General features: G+C 70.6%; 16 protein-coding genes and 1 tRNA gene. 12 read left to right on the top strand and 5 right to left on the bottom strand.

From position 1 onward, the window contains the following. Positions 1–134: 134 nt before the first annotated feature. Positions 135–731 carry a TetR/AcrR family transcriptional regulator gene (locus ACYVJ3_RS08145; RefSeq protein ID WP_460852318.1) on the bottom strand — a complete coding sequence of 199 codons (597 nt, stop codon included), beginning with the start codon at positions 729–731 and terminating at the stop codon, positions 135–137. Positions 732–835: 104 nt separating this feature from the next. Here ACYVJ3_RS08145 and ACYVJ3_RS08140 point away from each other — a divergent pair, with 104 nt between their 5' ends. The 6 genes from ACYVJ3_RS08140 to ACYVJ3_RS08115 are packed head-to-tail and all read left to right on the top strand — an operon-like array spanning position 836 to position 7,361. Further along, entirely contained in the window at positions 836–2,053 is a 1,218-nt protein-coding gene (locus ACYVJ3_RS08140) for an acetyl-CoA C-acetyltransferase (RefSeq protein ID WP_460852316.1), read from the top strand. Next, on the top strand, positions 2,053–2,805 hold the full coding sequence (locus tag ACYVJ3_RS08135) for an SDR family oxidoreductase (RefSeq protein ID WP_460852314.1): 753 nt from the start codon (positions 2,053–2,055) through the stop codon (positions 2,803–2,805). Before ACYVJ3_RS08140 ends, ACYVJ3_RS08135 begins: the two co-directional genes overlap by 1 nt. 2 nt (positions 2,806–2,807) lie before the next feature. Continuing rightward, complete coding sequence (locus ACYVJ3_RS08130) at positions 2,808–3,833, top strand: phosphotransferase family protein (protein ID WP_460852312.1); 1,026 nt, start codon at positions 2,808–2,810, stop codon at positions 3,831–3,833. Next, positions 3,833–5,068, top strand: a complete 1,236-nt coding sequence (locus ACYVJ3_RS08125) for an acyl-CoA dehydrogenase family protein (protein ID WP_460852311.1) — start codon at positions 3,833–3,835, stop codon at positions 5,066–5,068. Before ACYVJ3_RS08130 ends, ACYVJ3_RS08125 begins: the two co-directional genes overlap by 1 nt. After that, the gene (locus ACYVJ3_RS08120; RefSeq protein WP_460852309.1) at positions 5,065–6,243 is read left to right on the top strand and encodes an acyl-CoA dehydrogenase family protein; all 1,179 of its coding nucleotides are present in this window, start codon (positions 5,065–5,067) and stop codon (positions 6,241–6,243) included. The genes ACYVJ3_RS08125 and ACYVJ3_RS08120 overlap by 4 nt, the downstream gene beginning before the upstream one ends. Continuing rightward, on the top strand, positions 6,240–7,361 hold the full coding sequence (locus ACYVJ3_RS08115; protein ID WP_460852308.1) for an acyl-CoA dehydrogenase family protein: 1,122 nt from the start codon (positions 6,240–6,242) through the stop codon (positions 7,359–7,361). The genes ACYVJ3_RS08120 and ACYVJ3_RS08115 overlap by 4 nt, the downstream gene beginning before the upstream one ends. Before the next feature lie 22 nt (positions 7,362–7,383). On the opposite strand, the gene ACYVJ3_RS08110 is transcribed toward ACYVJ3_RS08115, so the two are convergent. Continuing rightward, a complete protein-coding gene (locus ACYVJ3_RS08110; RefSeq protein ID WP_460852306.1) occupies positions 7,384–8,298 on the bottom strand; it encodes a glycoside hydrolase family 16 protein in 915 nt (304 codons plus the stop codon). A gap of 416 nt (positions 8,299–8,714) precedes the next feature. Here ACYVJ3_RS08110 and ACYVJ3_RS08105 point away from each other — a divergent pair, with 416 nt between their 5' ends. Both ACYVJ3_RS08105 and ACYVJ3_RS08100 read left to right on the top strand, forming a co-directional pair. Next, positions 8,715–9,857 carry a CHAP domain-containing protein gene (locus tag ACYVJ3_RS08105; protein WP_460852305.1) on the top strand — a complete coding sequence of 381 codons (1,143 nt, stop codon included), beginning with the start codon at positions 8,715–8,717 and terminating at the stop codon, positions 9,855–9,857. Positions 9,858–10,191: 334 nt separating this feature from the next. Next, positions 10,192–10,264: transfer RNA gene (locus ACYVJ3_RS08100), tRNA-Thr, on the top strand. A 60-nt stretch (positions 10,265–10,324) separates the two neighbouring features. Here ACYVJ3_RS08100 and ACYVJ3_RS08095 read toward each other — a convergent pair. Next, complete coding sequence (locus ACYVJ3_RS08095; protein ID WP_460852303.1) at positions 10,325–10,939, bottom strand: TetR/AcrR family transcriptional regulator; 615 nt, start codon at positions 10,937–10,939, stop codon at positions 10,325–10,327. A gap of 97 nt (positions 10,940–11,036) precedes the next feature. Between ACYVJ3_RS08095 and ACYVJ3_RS08090 the strand changes: the two genes are divergently transcribed. Together ACYVJ3_RS08090 and ACYVJ3_RS08085 are read left to right on the top strand one after the other, a co-directional pair. Then, complete coding sequence (locus ACYVJ3_RS08090) at positions 11,037–12,497, top strand: MFS transporter (protein ID WP_460852302.1); 1,461 nt, start codon at positions 11,037–11,039, stop codon at positions 12,495–12,497. Between the two features lie 69 nt (positions 12,498–12,566). Next, on the top strand, positions 12,567–13,412 hold the full coding sequence (locus ACYVJ3_RS08085; protein ID WP_460852300.1) for a COG4705 family protein: 846 nt from the start codon (positions 12,567–12,569) through the stop codon (positions 13,410–13,412). Here the strand turns inward: ACYVJ3_RS08085 and ACYVJ3_RS08080 are convergent. Continuing rightward, positions 13,357–14,703 carry a sensor histidine kinase gene (locus ACYVJ3_RS08080; protein ID WP_460852299.1) on the bottom strand — a complete coding sequence of 449 codons (1,347 nt, stop codon included), beginning with the start codon at positions 14,701–14,703 and terminating at the stop codon, positions 13,357–13,359. The genes ACYVJ3_RS08085 and ACYVJ3_RS08080 overlap by 56 nt on opposite strands. Then, positions 14,700–15,392: a response regulator transcription factor gene (locus ACYVJ3_RS08075; RefSeq protein WP_460852298.1), complete on the bottom strand. Its 693-nt coding sequence runs from the start codon at positions 15,390–15,392 to the stop codon at positions 14,700–14,702. The genes ACYVJ3_RS08080 and ACYVJ3_RS08075 overlap by 4 nt, the downstream gene beginning before the upstream one ends. A gap of 100 nt (positions 15,393–15,492) precedes the next feature. Here ACYVJ3_RS08075 and ACYVJ3_RS08070 point away from each other — a divergent pair, with 100 nt between their 5' ends. Both ACYVJ3_RS08070 and ACYVJ3_RS08065 read left to right on the top strand, forming a co-directional pair. Continuing rightward, positions 15,493–15,957, top strand: a complete 465-nt coding sequence (locus ACYVJ3_RS08070; RefSeq protein WP_460852296.1) for a DUF2231 domain-containing protein — start codon at positions 15,493–15,495, stop codon at positions 15,955–15,957. Next, positions 15,957–16,418, top strand: coding sequence for a Rieske (2Fe-2S) protein (locus ACYVJ3_RS08065; RefSeq protein WP_460852294.1), 462 nt, complete (start codon positions 15,957–15,959; stop codon positions 16,416–16,418). Before ACYVJ3_RS08070 ends, ACYVJ3_RS08065 begins: the two co-directional genes overlap by 1 nt. Positions 16,419–16,442 lie beyond the last annotated feature (24 nt).

Genomic DNA, 16,442 nt, shown 5'->3' with positions numbered 1-16,442 from the left:
TGCAGTCTGTCACGCCGACGACGCCGTGCGGGGCAGTAGGCCGATGAACCGCGGCGCGAGATGATGGGCTCGCTCGCCGTGCGCGAACACCCCGGGAGGTCAGGGGTTCGAATCGGCCATCAGCCCGGAGACCGTCAGTGCGCGCCGACGATCCGGAGCGCGATCGCGGCGTACTGCTCGGCGATCTGCTCCGGCGTCCAGCGGAGGTCGTCGCGGTACCACCGCGCGAGGTCGATGCCGAGCGAGAGCAGGGCGGCCGCGGCGATGCGCGGCTCGGGGGAGTCGAAGACCCCGGCCTCGACGCCGCGCGCCACCAGGCGTCGCATCTCGTCCTCGATCTCGTGGCGGATGGCCTGGATCTCGACCAGGTGGTCGGGGGAGAGGGCGGCGAGCTCGTAGTTCACGACGCGCGCGCCGGTGTGGCCACGGGCGTGATGGGCGCTGAAGTCGTGGATGACCCGGCGCAGCTGGCCGACAGGGTCCGCCGTCGTGGCCAGGGCCGTGCGGATGAGCCGCAGCGTGTCCTCGTGGCCCTCCTTGGAGATGAGGTAGAGCAGCTCCTCCTTGGAGCGGTGGTGCACGTAGAGCGCGGCCGGGCTCATGCCTGCGGCGGCGGCGATGTCGCGGGTGGTCGTGCCGTGGAAGCCCTTGTCGGCGAACGCGAGGACGGCGGCCTCCAGCAGGCGTGCGCGGGTCGCGCCCGCGCGGGAGGGATCGGTGATGTCGCTCATCGTGTGTCCATGGTCTCGTGCTCGCTCAGGGGATTGACGGAGCGGGGCTCGAGGAGCAGAGTAGCGCTAAGCAAGCGCTTAGTCACTCACCTGAGGAGCCCGTCATGCCCGAAGCAGTCATCGTCTCGACCGCCCGCTCCCCGATCGGCCGGGCCGTCAAGGGATCGCTCAAGGACATGCGCCCCGACGACCTGTCCGTCCAGATGGTCAAGGCCGCCCTGGCCAAGGTGCCCGAGCTCGACCCGGCCGAGATCACCGACCTGATCCTCGGCGTCGGCCAGCCCGCGGGGGAGTCCGGCAACAACCTCGGCCGCGCGGTCGCCGTGCTGTCCGGCATGGACCGCCTCCCGGGCGTGACCGTCAACCGCTACTGCTCGAGCAGCCTGCAGACCACCCGCATGGCCTTCCACGCGATCAAGGCCGGCGAGGGCGACGCCTACATCTCCGCCGGCGTCGAGACCGTCAGCCGGTTCGCCAACGGCTTCGCCGACAACCCCGAGGGCCAGAACCCGCTCCTCGCCGACGCGCAGGCACTCACCGCCCAGCGCTCCGAGGGCGGCGCCGGCAAGTGGCAGGACCCGCGCGAGCGCGGTGACCTGCCCGACCTCTACATCTCCATGGGCCAGACCGCCGAGAACGTCGCGCAGGTGCTGGGCATGTCCCGCCAGGAGCAGGACGAGTTCGGCGTGCGGTCGCACAACCTCGCCTGCCAGCGGATCGAGGAGGGCTTCTGGGAGCGCGAGATCGTCCCGGTGACCCTGCCCGACGGCACGGTCATCGCCAAGGACGACGGCCCCCGGCCCGGTACGACGTACGAGGCCGTCAGCCAGCTCAAGCCGGTCTTCCGGCCCGACGGTGTCATCACCGCGGGCAACGCCTGCCCGCTCAACGACGGTGCCGCGGCGCTGGTCATCATGAGCGACACCAAGGCCAAGGCGCTCGGCCTCACCCCGCTCGCGCGGATCGTCTCCACCGCGGTCACCGGCCTGTCGCCGGAGATCATGGGCCTCGGCCCGGTCGAGGCCATCCCCGCCGCCCTCAAGCAGGCGGGCCTGGGCATCGACGACATCGACCTCTACGAGATCAACGAGGCGTTCGCCGTCCAGTCGCTCGGCTCGGCGCAGCAGCTCGGCATCCCGCTCGACAAGCTCAACGTCAACGGCGGCGCCATCGCCATCGGTCACCCCTTCGGCATGACGGGCGCCCGGATCACCGCCACGCTGATCAACTCGCTGCAGTGGCACGACAAGCAGTTCGGCGTCGAGTCGATGTGCGTCGGCGGCGGCCAGGGCATGGCCATGGTGATCGAGCGGCTCTCCTGATGGGCCGCTTCGACGGCAGGACCGCGATCGTCACCGGCGCCAGCCGAGGCATCGGCCTGGGCATCGCCGAGCGGCTCGTCGCCGACGGCGCCCGCGTCGTCCTCACGGCTCGCGGCAAGGACGCCCTGGACGAGGCGGTCGCGCACCTCGGCGGTCCCGAGGTCGCCTTCGCGGTCGCCGGCAAGGCCGACGACGTCGACCACCAGGCCGAGGTGATCCGCACCGCGATCGACACCTTCGGCAGCATCGACTTCCTGGTCAACAACACCGGCATCAACCCGGCGTACGGACCGCTCGTCGACCTCGACCTCAACGCCGCCCGCAAGATCGTCGAGGTCAACTGCATCGCGGCGGTGTCGTGGGTGCAGCAGGTCTACCGCGCCTGGATGAAGGAGCACGGCGGCGCCATCGTCAACGTCTCCTCGCTCTCCAGCGTCCGCACCGCGCCGATGATCGGCTTCTACGGCGCCTCCAAGGCGATGCTCAACTCGCTGACCGAGCTGCTCGCCGTCGAGCTCGGCCCGGACATCCGGGTCAACGGCGTCGCGCCGGCCGTGGTCAAGACGAAGTTCGCCGCCGCCCTCTACGAGGGCCGCGAGGAGGAGTCGAGCCGGGCCTACCCGCTCAAGCGCCTCGGCGAGCCCGAGGACATCGGCAGCGTCGTGGCCTTCCTGCTCTCCGACGACGCCGCGTGGATGACCGGCCAGACCGTCCTCGTCGACGGCGGCGTCAGCCTGACCGCCGGCGAGTGACCGTGGCCGAGACCCCCGGCCTCGACCTCGACCGGCTCGGTGCCTGGTTCGCGGCCACCATCCCGGGCGCCGGTGACCGGCTCGAGGCCACCCTCATCGCGGGTGGCAAGTCCAACCTGACGTACGTCGTCACCGACGGCAGCGCCGAGTGGATCGTCCGTCGGCCGCCGCTCGGTCACGTCCTCGCCACCGCCCACGACATGGCTCGCGAGCACACGGTCATGGCGGCGCTGCAGGACACCGCCGTCCCGGTGCCCCGGATGGACGCGATGTGTCGCGACACCTCGGTGCTGGGTGCGGAGTTCTACGTGATGCAGCGCTGCGCCGGCACGCCGTACCGCCTGGCCTCCGAGCTCGTGCCTCTCGGCCCGGAGCGCACCAGGGCCATCTCCGAGCGGCTGGTCGACACACTGGCCGCGTTGCACGCGGTCGATCCCGCCGAGGTGGGCCTGTCCGACTTCGGCCGGCCCGAGGGCTTCCTCGGACGCCAGGTGGGTCGCTGGAAGAAGCAGCTGGACGCGTCGTACTGCCGTGACCTGCCCGCCGCCGACGAGCTGCACCGCCTGCTGGCGGCCAACGTGCCGGCGGAGTCCGCGGCCGGTATCGTGCACGGCGACTACCGGCTCGACAACGTGCTCGTCGATGACGCCGACGAGCTGACGGCCGTCCTCGACTGGGAGATGGCCACGCTCGGCGACCCGCTCACCGACCTGGCCGTGATGCTGACCTACCACCGGTTGGGTGCGACGTCCGGCGACAGCGCACAAGCGGTGAGCAACGTGAGCGCCGCGCCCGGCTTCCTCAGGGAGGGCGAGGTCATCGAGCGCTACTCCCGAGGCAGCGACCGCGATCTCTCGACCTTCGGCTTCTACCTCGGCCTCGCGGCGTTCAAGCTCGCCGCGATCCTCGAGGGCATCCACTACCGCTACCTCAACGGCCAGACCGTCGGCCCCGGCTTCGACCGGATCGGCGAGGCCATCCACCCCCTGCTCGACGCCGGCCTCGCGGCCATGAAGGAGAACCACTGATGGACTTCCAGTTCGACGCCAAGACCGAGGAGCTGCGCGCCAGCATGCTCGACTTCATGGAGAAGCACGTCTATCCGGCGGAGACGGTGTTCCACGAGCAGCTCGAGCAGCTCGACGACCGCTGGGCGTGGGACTCCGTCCCCGTCCTGGCCGAGCTGCGGGCCGAGGCACGCAGTCGTGGGCTGTGGAACCTCTTCCTCCCCGGTGAGGAGGGCGGCGGCCTGACCAACCTGCAGTACGCCACGCTCGCCGAGATCTCCGGCCGGAGCGGCCACCTCGCGCCCGCCGCCATGAACTGCGCCGCGCCCGACACCGGCAACATGGAGGTGCTCGCGGTCGCCGGCAACGACGAGCAGAAGAAGAAGTGGCTCGAGCCGCTGCTCAACGGCGAGATCCGCTCGGCCTTCGCGATGACTGAGCCCGACGTCGCGTCCTCCGACGCCACCAACATCGAGCTCAGCATCGTGCGCGACGGCGACGAGTACGTCCTCAACGGTCGCAAGTGGTGGATCACCGGCGCGATGAACCCCAACGCCAAGATCTTCGTGGTCATGGGCAAGACCGACCCCACCGCCGACCGGCACCGGCAGCAGTCGATGATCCTGGTCGAGCGGGACACCCCGGGCTTCGAGGTCGTCCGGCCGATGCACGTCCTCGGGTACGACGACCACGAGCACGGCGGCCACGCCGAGCTGCGCTTCACCGACGTGCGGGTGCCCGCGAGCAACCTGCTGATGGGCGAGGGCGACGGCTTCGCGATCGCCCAGATGCGTCTCGGTCCCGGCCGGATCCACCACTGCATGCGCTCCCTCGGCATGGCCGAGCGCGCGGTGGAGCTGATGTGCGACCGCGCCGAGAGCCGCGTCGCCTTCGGCAAGTCGCTCTCGGAGCAGGGCGTGATCCGCGACTGGATCGCCGAGTCGCGGGTCAAGATCGAGCAGCTGCGGCTGCTCTGCCTCAAGGCCGCGTGGCTGATGGACACCCAGGGCAACAAGGCCGCCCACACCGAGATCCAGATGATCAAGATCGCCACGCCGATCACGGTCGAGTGGATCCTGGACAAGGCCATCCAGACCCACGGCGCGGGCGGCCTCTCGCAGGACTTCCCGCTGGCCAACATGATCGCCGGCATCCGGACGCTGCGGTTCGCCGACGGCCCGGACGAGGTCCACAAGAACGCGCTGGCCCGAGCCGAGCTCCGGCGCCAGGCCGCGCGGCGGGAGCGCCGGTCGTGACCGAGCTCCAGCAGCGGGTCGCCGACTTCCTCGCGGCCCACGACCCCGCCACCACCGACCGCCTGGAGTTCCTCCGGGCCCGCTTCGACGCGGGTCTGGCCTGGGTGGCGTTCCCCGAGGGCCTCGGCGGGCTGGGGCTGCCCCAGTCGCTGCAGCCCGAGGTCGACGCGGCCTTCGCCGCGGCCGGGGCCCCGACCAACCGGCCCGAGACCAACGGCATCGGCCTCGGCATGGCCGCGCCGACGATCCTCGCCTATGGCACCGACGAGCAGAAGCAGCGCTTCCTGCGGCCCCTCTGGACCGGCGAGGAGATCTGGTGCCAGCTCTTCAGCGAGCCCGGCGCCGGCTCCGACCTCGCCAACGTCGCCACCCGCGCGGTGCGCGACGGCGACGAGTGGGTCGTCAACGGCCAGAAGGTCTGGACCTCCGGCGCCCACAACGCCCACCTCGCGATCCTGGTCGCGCGCACCGACCCGGACGCGGTCAAGCATGCCGGCCTGACCTACTTCCTCTGCCCGATGACCGACCCGGGCGTCGACGTACGACCGCTGCGGCAGATCACCGGCGAGGCCGAGTTCAACGAGGTCTTCCTCAGCGACGTACGCATCCCGGACGCGCAGCGTCTCGGTGGTGTCGGCGAGGGCTGGAAGGTCGCCAACACCACGCTCAACAACGAGCGCGTCTCCATCGGCAAGGGCGCCGGCCGCGAGGGCGGCATGATCGGCGTCGTCGCGCAGACCTGGCGTGAGCGTCCTGAGCTGGGCACACCTGCGCTCCAGGACCGGCTGGTCAAGCTCTGGGTCGACGCCGAGGTCGCCCGGATCACCGGCCGCCAGCTCTCCCAGAAGCTCGCCTCGGGCCAGCCCGGACCGGAGGGATCGGCGATGAAGCTGACCTTCGCCCGGATCGCCCAGGAGCTCGCCGGCCTCGAGGTCGAGCTGCTCGGCGAGGACGGTCTGCGCTACGAGGACGGCAAGGGCTGGGAGATGGTGCGCCCCGACCGCGTCGACTTCAACGGCCGCGACGCGGGCTACCGCTACCTGCGCGCCAAGGGCAACTCGATCGAGGGCGGCACGTCCGAGATCATCCGCAACATCGTCTCCGAGCGCGTCCTGGGTCTCCCCGGGGAGCACCGCACCGACAAGGACCGCCCCTGGAAGGAGCTCCCCAAGTGACCGCCGTACCCCAGGCAGCCGACGTCGACCTGCTCGCCACCGACACCGAGGACGACCTGCGCAGCACCGTCCGCGACCTGCTCGCCGCACGTTGCGCCTCCGGCGACGTCGCCGCGATCTACGACGGCGACCGCTCGCTGGTCGACACGCTGTGGCGCGCGCTCGCCACCGACCTCGGGCTCGCCGGCCTGCTCATCCCCGAGGAGCGTGGCGGGGTCGGCGCGTCCGCACGCGAGGCGGCCGTCGTGCTCGAGGAGCTCGGCCGAGCCTGCGCGCCCGTGCCGTTCCTGACCAGCTCGGTCATCGCCACGACGGTGCTGCTCGGTGCTGGTGACGGTGCCGACGAGGTGCTGGCCGGGCTGGCGGCGGGGGAGCGCACCGCCGCTCTCGTCGTGCCCTTCTCGACCTCTCCGGGCGGCGCCCTGCCGTCGATCTCCCTCGTCGACCGCGGGCTGACCGGGTCCGTGCGCAGCGTGGCGGGTGCCCTCGAGGCCGACCTGCTCGTCGTACCCGTGCAGACCGACGACGGTGTCTCCGTGCACCTGGTCGAGGTCGCCGACGCCGAGGTGACGGCGGTGAGCTCGCTGGACATGTCCCGCCAGCTCGCCGACGTGTCCTTCGCCGGGGCTGCGTCTCGCGAGCTCCTCGCGGACGGCGAGGCTGTCGTGCGGGACGCCCTGCTGGTCGGTGCCGGGCTGCTGGCCTCCGAGCAGGCCGGCGTCGCCGCCTGGTGCCTGGACGAGACCGTCGCCTACCTCAAGGTGCGCAAGCAGTTCGGCCGCGTGGTGGGTGGCTTCCAGGCCCTCAAGCACCGGCTCGCCGACCTGTACGCCGAGGTCTCCTCGGCCTCAGCTGCGTCCCGCTACGCGGCTGCCGCGCTGGCGGCCGGCCAGGACGAGCCGGTCGCCTGCCGGGTCGCTGCGGCGTACGTCGGCGAGGTGGCGGTGCACGCCGCCGAGGAGGCCGTGCAGCTGCACGGCGGCATCGGCATGACGTGGGAGCACCCCACCCACCTCTACCTGAAGAAGGCCAAGGCCGACCAGATCGGTCTCGGGACAGCAGGGGCGCATCGCTCGGCCCTGGCCGGGTTGATCGACCTGTCGTGTGGCCAGGGGTGATCGTTCGCCTCGAGCGCCGGCGTCAGCGCCACGCCTTCGCGTAGTCGACCTCGTACGTCGCCGGCAGGATGGTCGCCGGCGTGACCACGTTCGTGGTGCTGTTCGTGTCGACGGCCATGTTGAGGATCATGTTGAACGGCTGGTCGAACGGCTGCGGCGCGACGAGGGGAGCGTCGGGCGTCCAGCTGCGCGTGAAGCACGGCGTGCCGTCGATGCTGAACTGCATGACGGTCGGTGCCCACACGACGGCGTACGTGTGCCAGAGCGTCGGGGTCGACACGGTGCACAGCCAGCCGGAGTCGGCGAGGAACTGGCTGGTGTTGTAGTGCAGCGTCGGCAGGACGACCGTCGCCGCGGCGGACCACCACTCGGCGACGTCGATCTCGCCCGACGCGGGCCATGCGCCGTACGTCTGCTTGACCGGGTACATCCAGAAGCCGCCGTGCAGGCCGGGGCCGCTGAGCGGGTAGCGGGCGCGCACCTCGAAACGGCCGTAGGTCTGCGCGAACCTGCCGTTGGTACCGATGTGACCGCCGGTGTAGCGCGTGGTGAACGAGCCGGCGGGGGAGGTGCAGGTGAAGGGCTGGCCGGTGTCACGGGCCGTCAGCTTGAGGAGTCCGCCGCCCACGGCGACGTTGTCGGGTTCGAAGCAGGTGTTGCCGACCGTGAAGCCGGTGGTCGACGTCTGACCGACGAGCCACTTCGACGTGTCCAGGCTGGTGCCGCTGAAGTTGTCGGCGAACGTGCAGGTCCACGGCGTGCCGTCGGACTTGTAGATCTGGAGGCCGCAGCTGGGAGCGGTCGTGGCCGCACCGGCGGCCGGGGTGCTGCCCGGCGCGACCAGCAGCGCGGCGACGCTGGTCGTCACGACAGCGGCCGTCGCGAGGAGCGTGCGGACGCGACGTCGTCGTGTCGGGGTAGGGGAATGCGTGGCCATCGATGGACTCCTAGGGAACGCCGGAAAGGGTTCCCGAGTCCCCCAATGACTGCGACACGCAGTCTTTACTCGTGGTCCCTGCGCCGTCAAGGGCCGTGACGGGCGCGTGGTACGGCCCGGGGTGGAGCAAGCAACCCTCTCCCCGTCATCGAGGACATCGGCTATGGCCGCGTTCCATGCACGGTCGAAGGATGGCCGATGTTGGGCGTCCGTGCGCGCTGGGCGCGATGTTTGGCACCGACGACGGGCTAGACCACTGACGTTGTGCTGCGAAGCTGTGCAAGGCCCGACAAACTACGTCTTGGCTCGCGATGGCGAGCCGCGGACGACCTGGGGATCGTGGTACCGCTCGCGACCTCGCACCTCGACTCATCAGCAGATGAGCGCAGACTGTAGACATCGAATGGGCGACTCCGATGAAACAATTCCTGGCACGCTGCTGTGCCGTCCTTGCGCTGGCCCTCGGATCCGCAGCCGGCTTGGTCGCAGCTGCGCCTACAGCCGGCGCCTCGACCGGATCGAATGCTTCCAACCTGGCGCTCGGACAGTTGGGCGCCAACCACTCCGCCGGACACTTCGAGACTCCGGACGGCTCGGGGTGCAACGTCTATTCCTACAGCCTTGGCCTTGGGCAGAACGGCTGCCCGTCTGGCTACGGGCGCGGCGGCGCGCAATGGAAATGGTGCGCAGACTTCGCCAAATGGGTCTGGCGACAAGCTGGAGCGAATGTTTCGGGACTGAACTCCTCATCACAGTCGTTCTACAACTACGGAATGAACCACGGAACGTGGCACGCCGCTGGCACGTACGTCCCCGTCCCCGGCGACGCAGTTGTCTATACGTCGGGCGGAACGTACAGGCACGTTGGCATCGTGGTGTCGTCCGGCAAGCACATCCCCGACGTTGTGCAGGGCAACTGGAGCCTCAACGGTTCGACAGGGTGGGCCGTTCGCTATGACGCCAACAGCTCGGGGGCACTGAACTACTCTCACTTCACCATCAAGGGCTACGCCTCGCCGTCCGGCGGGTCGACCACGCCACCTGCCTACCACATGGGGAAGCAGGTCAAGGTCGACTCCCACGCCACCGGTGGCCTGTCCGGCCACACCGGTCCAAGCAACTCCTACTCGGCTGGACCGACGCGGACGGTGAACTCCCCGTTGCACATCACCTGCTACGTCTCAGGGCAGTCGATCAAGGGCCCCTACGGCACCGAGAGCATCTGGGACTTGGCCGACGACGGATACTTCTACTCCGACGCGTGGGTGTACACCGGCACCAACGGTGCCGCTATTCCCAAATGCGCACCCAAGGCCGTCAAGGTGGACAGCCACGCCACCGGGGGCCTGTCCGGTCATCGCGGGCCAAGTAACTCGTACGCGCACGGTTCGGCTAGAGCCGCCAACTCAGGTATGACGATCTGGTGCTACGTCACCGGCGACTCGATCAAGGGCCCCTACGGCACCGAGAACATCTGGGACTTCACCACCGATGGTTACTACTACTCCGACGCGTGGGTGTACACGGGCACGAACGGTGCCGCTGTTCCCCACTGCTGAGTTGGCTGAACGGTCGCAGTACCGCCCGCTGAGGCGCCCCGCTGGACACAGATCCAGGCGGGGCGCCTCGGGGGTGCTGGCCCATGGGCCGGTCTTGGCAGCCGACTGACACTGTCCACCTACTGTCCATCTATTGCGGGCCAGACCGGGTTTAGGTGGGTTGTGGCGGGCCGTCGGTTCTCGGGCTGAAGGCCAGCGGCCGTCGCCGAGGCGGCCCGTCGAAGTGGTCCGGCAGGGCGGCCGAACAGCCCCTCCTGAGCGCGAGATGCGGCCGATTCACCGCCCGGCCTGGGGTTTCGTTATGCTTGCACGCGCGTCGGTTCGCCGGCGTGGTGCCGCCTTAGCTCAGTTGGTAGAGCAGCTCACTCGTAATGAGCAGGTCGTCAGTTCGAATCTGACAGGTGGCTCAGAAACGAAGGGCCCCGGTCGACGACCGGGGCCCTTCGGCGTCGAGGACGTACGCCGGCTCAGGCGATCTCGCCGTACAGCATCCGCAGGACGACCTCGGTGAGCTCGGCGATCGCGCGGTCGAAGGCCTTGCCGCGGAGGCGGGCGATCGTGCGGAAGCGGGCGTCGCGGAGGTCGGAGACAAGCTCGGCCAGGGCGCCGGGAGGTACGCCGACCGGCGCGTGGCCGGCGTCCTGGTCGCGGGAGATCTTGGCGGAGAGGCCGTCGACGAAGCGGGAGTGGGCGCGGTCGACCCAGTCCTGGAGCGGCTCGTAGTCGACGGTGCCGGCGGTGCAGGTCAGGATCGAGCGGTGCTCGCGCCACACGGCGCCGACCAGGCGGTGGTGCTCGAGCAGGTCGTCACGCGACGGCCCGGTGGTGGAGAACCAGCCGTGGGTCTGGCCGAACTCCTCCCACAGCTCGTCGAGCAGCGCGGCGACGACCGCCTGCTTGGTGGGGAAGTAGAAGTAGAACGCCGTGCGCGAGACGCCGGCCGCCTTGGCGATCGCGTCGATGGTGAGCTCGTTGACGCTGCGGTCGGCGAGCAGGTCGCGGGTCGCCTCGAGGATCCGCCGTTCGCGCTGGTCGCCCTTGGTCGGGCCGCCGCGGCGGCGTACGCCGGTGTCGGTAGCCATGTGCCCACCCTACCTGTTCTCGACGGGATGTCGTCGGTGTTCGACGTCACGTCATCAAGAATCGACACTGTGTCGAAAACCTGTCACGCTCAAACCCATGACCACCACCCTCGACACCACCGCTGCCGTCGAGGCGCCCTCGGCCCGCCACTCGGCCCGCCCCGCGACGTACTCCCGGCTCGTCCTGCCCGCCATGGCGGCGAACGTCTTCCTGCTCTCGCTCATCCAGACGCTCGTCGTCCCGGCCCTGCCGTTGATCGGCCAGCAGCTGCACACCTCCGCGACCACCGTGGGCTGGGTCGCGACCGCGACGATGCTCACCGCCTCCGCGGTCACCCCGCTCTTCGGCCGGCTCGGCGACGTCTTCGGCAACCGCCGCGTCATCCTGGCCGCGCTCACGCTGACCCTCATCGGCAGCGTGGTCGCCGCGACCGCCCACTCCATCGAGTGGCTGATCGCCGGCCGTGTCCTGCAGGGCGCGAGCTTCGGCCTCTTCCCGCTGGCCATCAGCGTGCTCCGCCAGGAGCTGCCGCTCGAGCGCATGCACCACGGCATGGCCGTCGCTGCCTCCGCCCTCGGCTTCGGCAGCGGCTTCGCGCTGGTCGCGACCGGTGTCCTGACCCAGCACGACGGCGACTACCGCCGCATCTTCTGGCTGACCGTCGTCGCCTCCCTCGTCATGCTCGCCACCAGCGCCCGGGTCCTCCCGCGCCGCGCCGGCCAGGGCGGCTCGGTGGACTACCTCGGCGCCGGTGTGCTCGGCACCGGGCTGGTCCTGCTGCTGCTCCCGATCTCGCAGGGCCACGAGTGGGGCTGGACCGCTCCGATCACCCTGGTGCTCCCGGTCGCCGCGATCGCGGTGCTCGCCCTGTTCGGCGTCCTGCAGCACCGCAGCGCCAGCCCGCTGATCAAGCTCGACCTGCTCGCCCACCGACCGGTCCTGGCGACCAACCTGGCCAGCCTGTTCGTCGGGTTCGCGATGTTCAGCGTCTTCCTCGGGGCGACGTACTTCGTCCAGGCGCCCGACGCCCTGACCGGCTACGGCTTCGGCGCGAGCGTGCTGCGCACCAGCGTCGTCTACATGCTCCCGGGCACGCTGCTCTCGATCCCGCTCGGCCCGATCAGCGGCCGGTACGTCGCCCGCTTCGGCGCCCGCATCGTCCTGCTCGTGGCCAGCCTGCTCGGTGTGGTCTCGATGGTCTCGCTGGCGCTCCTCCACGCCCACAGCGCCGAGTTCATCGTCGCCCTGGTCGTCGGCAACGCCGCGATCGCCGTCGCGTACGCCGCGATGCCGGCGCTCCTGATGTCCCACGTCGCTCCCGAGGACACGGGCGTGGCAAACTCGGTCAACTCGATCATGCGGACCGTCGGCGGTGCCATCGGCTCGGCGATCGTGATCACGGTGCTGAGCAGCTCCACCTCGACGTACGCCACCCCGGCCGGGCCGATCGCCCTGCCCACGGAGAGCGCCTACGTCACCGCCTTCGTCCTCGGCGGCATCAGCTTCGCGCTCGCCGCGGCGCTGGCGGCGTTCGGGTTCCGGCGTACGACGGCCTGAGCCGCTCCGTCCAGGGCGCCGGATCCGCAGTCAGGTTGGCTGCAGGTTCGGCGCCCTACCTTTCGGAGCATGACCACCACTGCGCGCACCGCACGGGCGTTCGCGGCACCCAAGGTGCCCGACGTCTTCGTGATGTTCTGGATCGTCAAGCTGCTCACGACCGCCATCGGCGAGACGGGCGCCGACTTCATGGGGACCACCAACCTGGTGATGGCGGGGGTGATCGGTGTCGGCGGATTCTTCGCCGCCCTGTGGTGGCAGCTGCGCGCGGACACGTACCACCCGATCCGTTACTGGACCACGGTCCTGATGGTCGCGGTGTTCGGCACGATGGTGGCCGACGGCCCCCACGTGGCACTGGGTACGCCGTACTACGTCGACTCGTGTGTCTACTTCGTGCTGCTGGTCGGCCTGCTGACCTGGTGGCGGCGCAGCGAGGGCACCCTCTCGGTGCACTCGATCATCACCGCCCGCCGTGAGCGGTTCTACTGGGGCACCGTGCTGCTGACCTTCGGGCTCGGCACCGCCCTCGGTGACACCACGGCGATCAACCTGAACATGGGCTTCCTGGGCTCGATCGTGCTGTTCGGCATCGCGATCCTGCTCCCGCTGGCCGCGTGGAAGCTCGGTGCGAACGCGGTGATCTGCTTCTGGGCGGCGTACTCACTGACTCGCCCGCTCGGCGCGAGCTTCGCCGACTGGACCGCGCACGCCGCGAACCAGGGCGGCCTCGGCTACGGCACCGGCCCGGTGACCGGGGTCGGCCTCCTGGCGTTCGCCGCGCTGGTGATCTACCTGTGGCGCAGCCACGCCGACGAGGAGGGCCACCGCGAGCTCCAGCACGCGCAGCCGGAGGACTTCACGCAGGGGTCGGCCCCAGTCGCAGGCCTGCACCGCGCCAGCGACCTTCACTGACCAGCTCGAGCCGTCCGCCCGACGCCACCGCGACGGAACGGGCGATGTCGAGCCCCAGGCCGCTGGAGCCGCGGTCGGACCGACCACGCTCCAGCGCCTCCGGCGGGATGCCCGGGCCCCGGTCGAGCACCTCGACCAGCCAGCCCGGGCGTCCGTCGTCCTCGGGGTCGACTGGCACCAGTCGTACGGCGATCGGCACGCTCTCGTCGGTGTGGGCGATCGCGTTCTCGAGCAGGGCGTCCAGGGCTCCGGCGAGGTCGTCCGCGACCAGCCGGACGTACGCCGGTCCGCCCGGGAGCGTGACCTCCAGCGAGCGTCCCTGGTCCTCGGCGAGCGGGCGCCAGAACGCCGTACGGTCGCGGACGACCTCGGTCGCGTCGCAGGCCGGGTGCAGGCCCTCGCGGTCGCCGCGTCGGGCGGCCCGGATGATCTGGGTCAGGCTTCGCTCCACGGCGGCGACGTGGTCCTCGAGGTCGCTGCGATCCGGACCGGCCGGCAGTGCCTCCACGCCGAGACGGACCGCGGTCAGCGGGGTGCGCAGCCGGTGGGAGAGGTCAGCCGCGTTCTCGCGTTCCATGGTGAGCAGCTCGTCGATCCGGCTGGCGAGCGCGTTGAGCTCGTCGGCGACCCGGGCGACCTCGGTCGGACCGCTGACCGGTGCCCGCGCCGAGAGGTCGCCGCGACCCAGCGCGTTCGCGGTCTCGGCAGTGAGCCGCAGCGGACGCACGATGCGTCGCCCGACCAGGTCGGCGGCCAGCCAGGCGAGCGCGAGCAGGAGCGCAGCGGCCGCGCCGATCGCGAGGTCCTGCTTGAGGATGGTCGACCGGACGGAGTCGCTGTCGACCACGGCGATTACTCTCGCCTCCCCGTCGCGCGCACGACAGAACACCTGCACCAGCCGGCCGTCGTCGAGTCGGGTCTTCCGGGGCGAGGAGACCGCGCCCAGGTTGTCCTCGTCGCCGTCGCCGAGCCGGGGCTCGGGCGTGTGGAGCGCCGCGTCGAGCATCCTGTCGTCGATCTGCGCGCCCGCGGGTTGGTCGGTGCCCTCGACGACACTCACCGGCGTGCGGGTGCGCGCGTTGAGACGGTCGAGGTAGGACATCAGGTCGGCGCCGTCGTACGTGCCGGCGGTCATGAAGTCGGCGGTGCTCTGGGCGGCGTACGTCGCGCGCTGCTCGGCGCCGTCGTACGCGTTGTTGTGCAGCAGCAGCGCCAGCGGCACGGCGGCGAGCCCGATGACCAGGCCGGCCGTGCCGACGCCCAGGACGGTGACCTGGCTGCGCAGGTTCATGACACCACCGTCGGGTCGACGAGCTTGACGCCGACGCCGCGAACGCTGACGAGGTAGCGCGGCTCGGCAGCGGTCTCGCCGAGCTTGCGACGCAGCCAGGACAGGTGCACGTCGACGGTACGGTCCGCGCCGCCCCACGGCTGGCGCCACACCTCGGCGAGCAGGGTCGGCTTGGAGACGACCTGACCGACGCGCTGCATCAGCAGCTGGAGCAGGTCGAACTCCAGGCGGGACAGCTCGAGAGGTACGCCGGCGAGGGTGGCCTCCCGGGCACGCGTGTCCAGGCGCAGGTCGGCGACGGTCAGCACCGAGGACGTCTCGGGGGACTGTCCGCTGCGGCGCAGCACCGCGCGGATCCGCGCGTCCATCTGGGCGACCGAGAACGGCTTGATGAGGTAGTCGTCGGCGCCGGCGTCGAGCAGCCGCACCACCTCGCGATCGTCGTCGCGCGCCGTCGCGACGATCACCGGGACCTCACCGAGCGCGCGAACGACGCCAAGGACCGCCTCGCCCTCCATGTCCGGCAGGCCGAGGTCGAGGACGACGACCTCGACGGGGTGCGCGGCGAACGCGGCGACGGCGTCCGAGCCCCGGGCGACGGAGGTGACGACGTGGCCGACCGCGGTCAGCCCGCGCGTCAGCGCCTGCCGGATCGCCGCGTCGTCCTCGACGACCATCACCGTTGCCACGCCCTCACGCTAGCGATCTCAGAGGGGTCCCAGGGGTTCTTGACGTGACCTTGACGTTCGGTTGGCGTCACCCTGAGGTCCGTACGGCGAAGATGGGGCCATGTTCGATGTCATCAACGGAGTCCCCGTGCACCCGCTCGTCGTCCACGCCGTCGTCGTGCTGATGCCGCTGGCCATCCTGGGCACGATCGCGCTCGTGGTCCGTCCGGCCTGGCGTCGTACGTTCGGTCCCCTGCTGGTCGGGATCTCGGTCATCGCGACCGTGCTGATCCCGGTCGCCACCTCGAGCGGCGAGTCACTCGAGAAGCACGTGGGCGACCCCGGCCAGCACGCGCACCTCGGTGACCAGCTGATCTGGTTCATGATCCCGCTGCTGCTGCTCGACGTCGTGCTCGTCGTCCTCGACCGGCGTACGACCCTCGGCCGCAACCCGATGCGGGTCGTCGGCGTCCTGGCGATCGTCGCCGCGGTCGCCGCCGGGGTGCAGGTCTACCGCGTCGGCGACTCGGGCGCGAAGGCCGTCTGGCACGACCAGGTCACCTCCTCGGCGACGGTGGGCAAGTGATGAGCGACCCCGTCAGCCGTCGCAAGGTCGTCGCTCTCGCCGGTGCGGGTGCCGCGCTCCCGCTCGTGGCCGCGTGTGGCAGCTCGCCGTCGGCCTCTTCTCAGGCTCCGAAGGCTCCTGCGTCCTCTCCGTCGTCGACGGCGCCCAAGCCCCAGTCGGAGCACGTCGTACGCGGTGCGCAGCCGGCGCTCGCCTCGACCTCGGACGTCCCCGTCGGCGGAGCGCTCGTCCTCTCCGACCAGCAGCTCGTCGTCACCCAGCCGAAGGCGGGCGAGTTCCGCTGCTTCAGCTCGGTCTGCACCCACGCGGGCTGTGCGGTCCGCGCCGGCTCGGTGCTGGAGTGCCCCTGCCACGGCAGCGAGTTCTCCATCACCGACGGGTCCGTGGTCCGGGGTCCCGCCGACCAGCCCCTTCCCGCCCGCAAGATCTCGGTGGGCTCAGGACAGATCCGACTCGCCTGAGCCCACCGGCCCCACTGTTCTGCC

The sequence above is a fragment of the Nocardioides montaniterrae genome, assembly GCF_054782655.1.
This window is presented reverse-complemented; position numbering and strand designations above follow the sequence as displayed.

Bases quoted from the DNA above. Each gene is read 5' to 3' on its own strand.
- ACYVJ3_RS08135 (WP_460852314.1), top strand. From the start codon at position 2,053: ATGGGCCGCTTCGACGGCAGGACCGCGATCGTCACCGGCGCCAGCCGA.
- ACYVJ3_RS08145 (WP_460852318.1), bottom strand. From the start codon at position 731: ATGAGCGACATCACCGATCCCTCCCGCGCGGGCGCGACCCGCGCACGC.
- ACYVJ3_RS08065 (WP_460852294.1), top strand. From the start codon at position 15,957: ATGAGCGACCCCGTCAGCCGTCGCAAGGTCGTCGCTCTCGCCGGTGCG.
- ACYVJ3_RS08090 (WP_460852302.1), top strand. From the start codon at position 11,037: ATGACCACCACCCTCGACACCACCGCTGCCGTCGAGGCGCCCTCGGCC.
- ACYVJ3_RS08095 (WP_460852303.1), bottom strand. From the start codon at position 10,939: ATGGCTACCGACACCGGCGTACGCCGCCGCGGCGGCCCGACCAAGGGC.
- ACYVJ3_RS08085 (WP_460852300.1), top strand. From the start codon at position 12,567: ATGACCACCACTGCGCGCACCGCACGGGCGTTCGCGGCACCCAAGGTG.
- ACYVJ3_RS08140 (WP_460852316.1), top strand. From the start codon at position 836: ATGCCCGAAGCAGTCATCGTCTCGACCGCCCGCTCCCCGATCGGCCGG.
- ACYVJ3_RS08110 (WP_460852306.1), bottom strand. From the start codon at position 8,298: ATGGCCACGCATTCCCCTACCCCGACACGACGACGTCGCGTCCGCACG.
- ACYVJ3_RS08125 (WP_460852311.1), top strand. From the start codon at position 3,833: ATGGACTTCCAGTTCGACGCCAAGACCGAGGAGCTGCGCGCCAGCATG.
- ACYVJ3_RS08070 (WP_460852296.1), top strand. From the start codon at position 15,493: ATGTTCGATGTCATCAACGGAGTCCCCGTGCACCCGCTCGTCGTCCAC.
- ACYVJ3_RS08105 (WP_460852305.1), top strand. From the start codon at position 8,715: ATGAAACAATTCCTGGCACGCTGCTGTGCCGTCCTTGCGCTGGCCCTC.
- ACYVJ3_RS08080 (WP_460852299.1), bottom strand. From the start codon at position 14,703: ATGAACCTGCGCAGCCAGGTCACCGTCCTGGGCGTCGGCACGGCCGGC.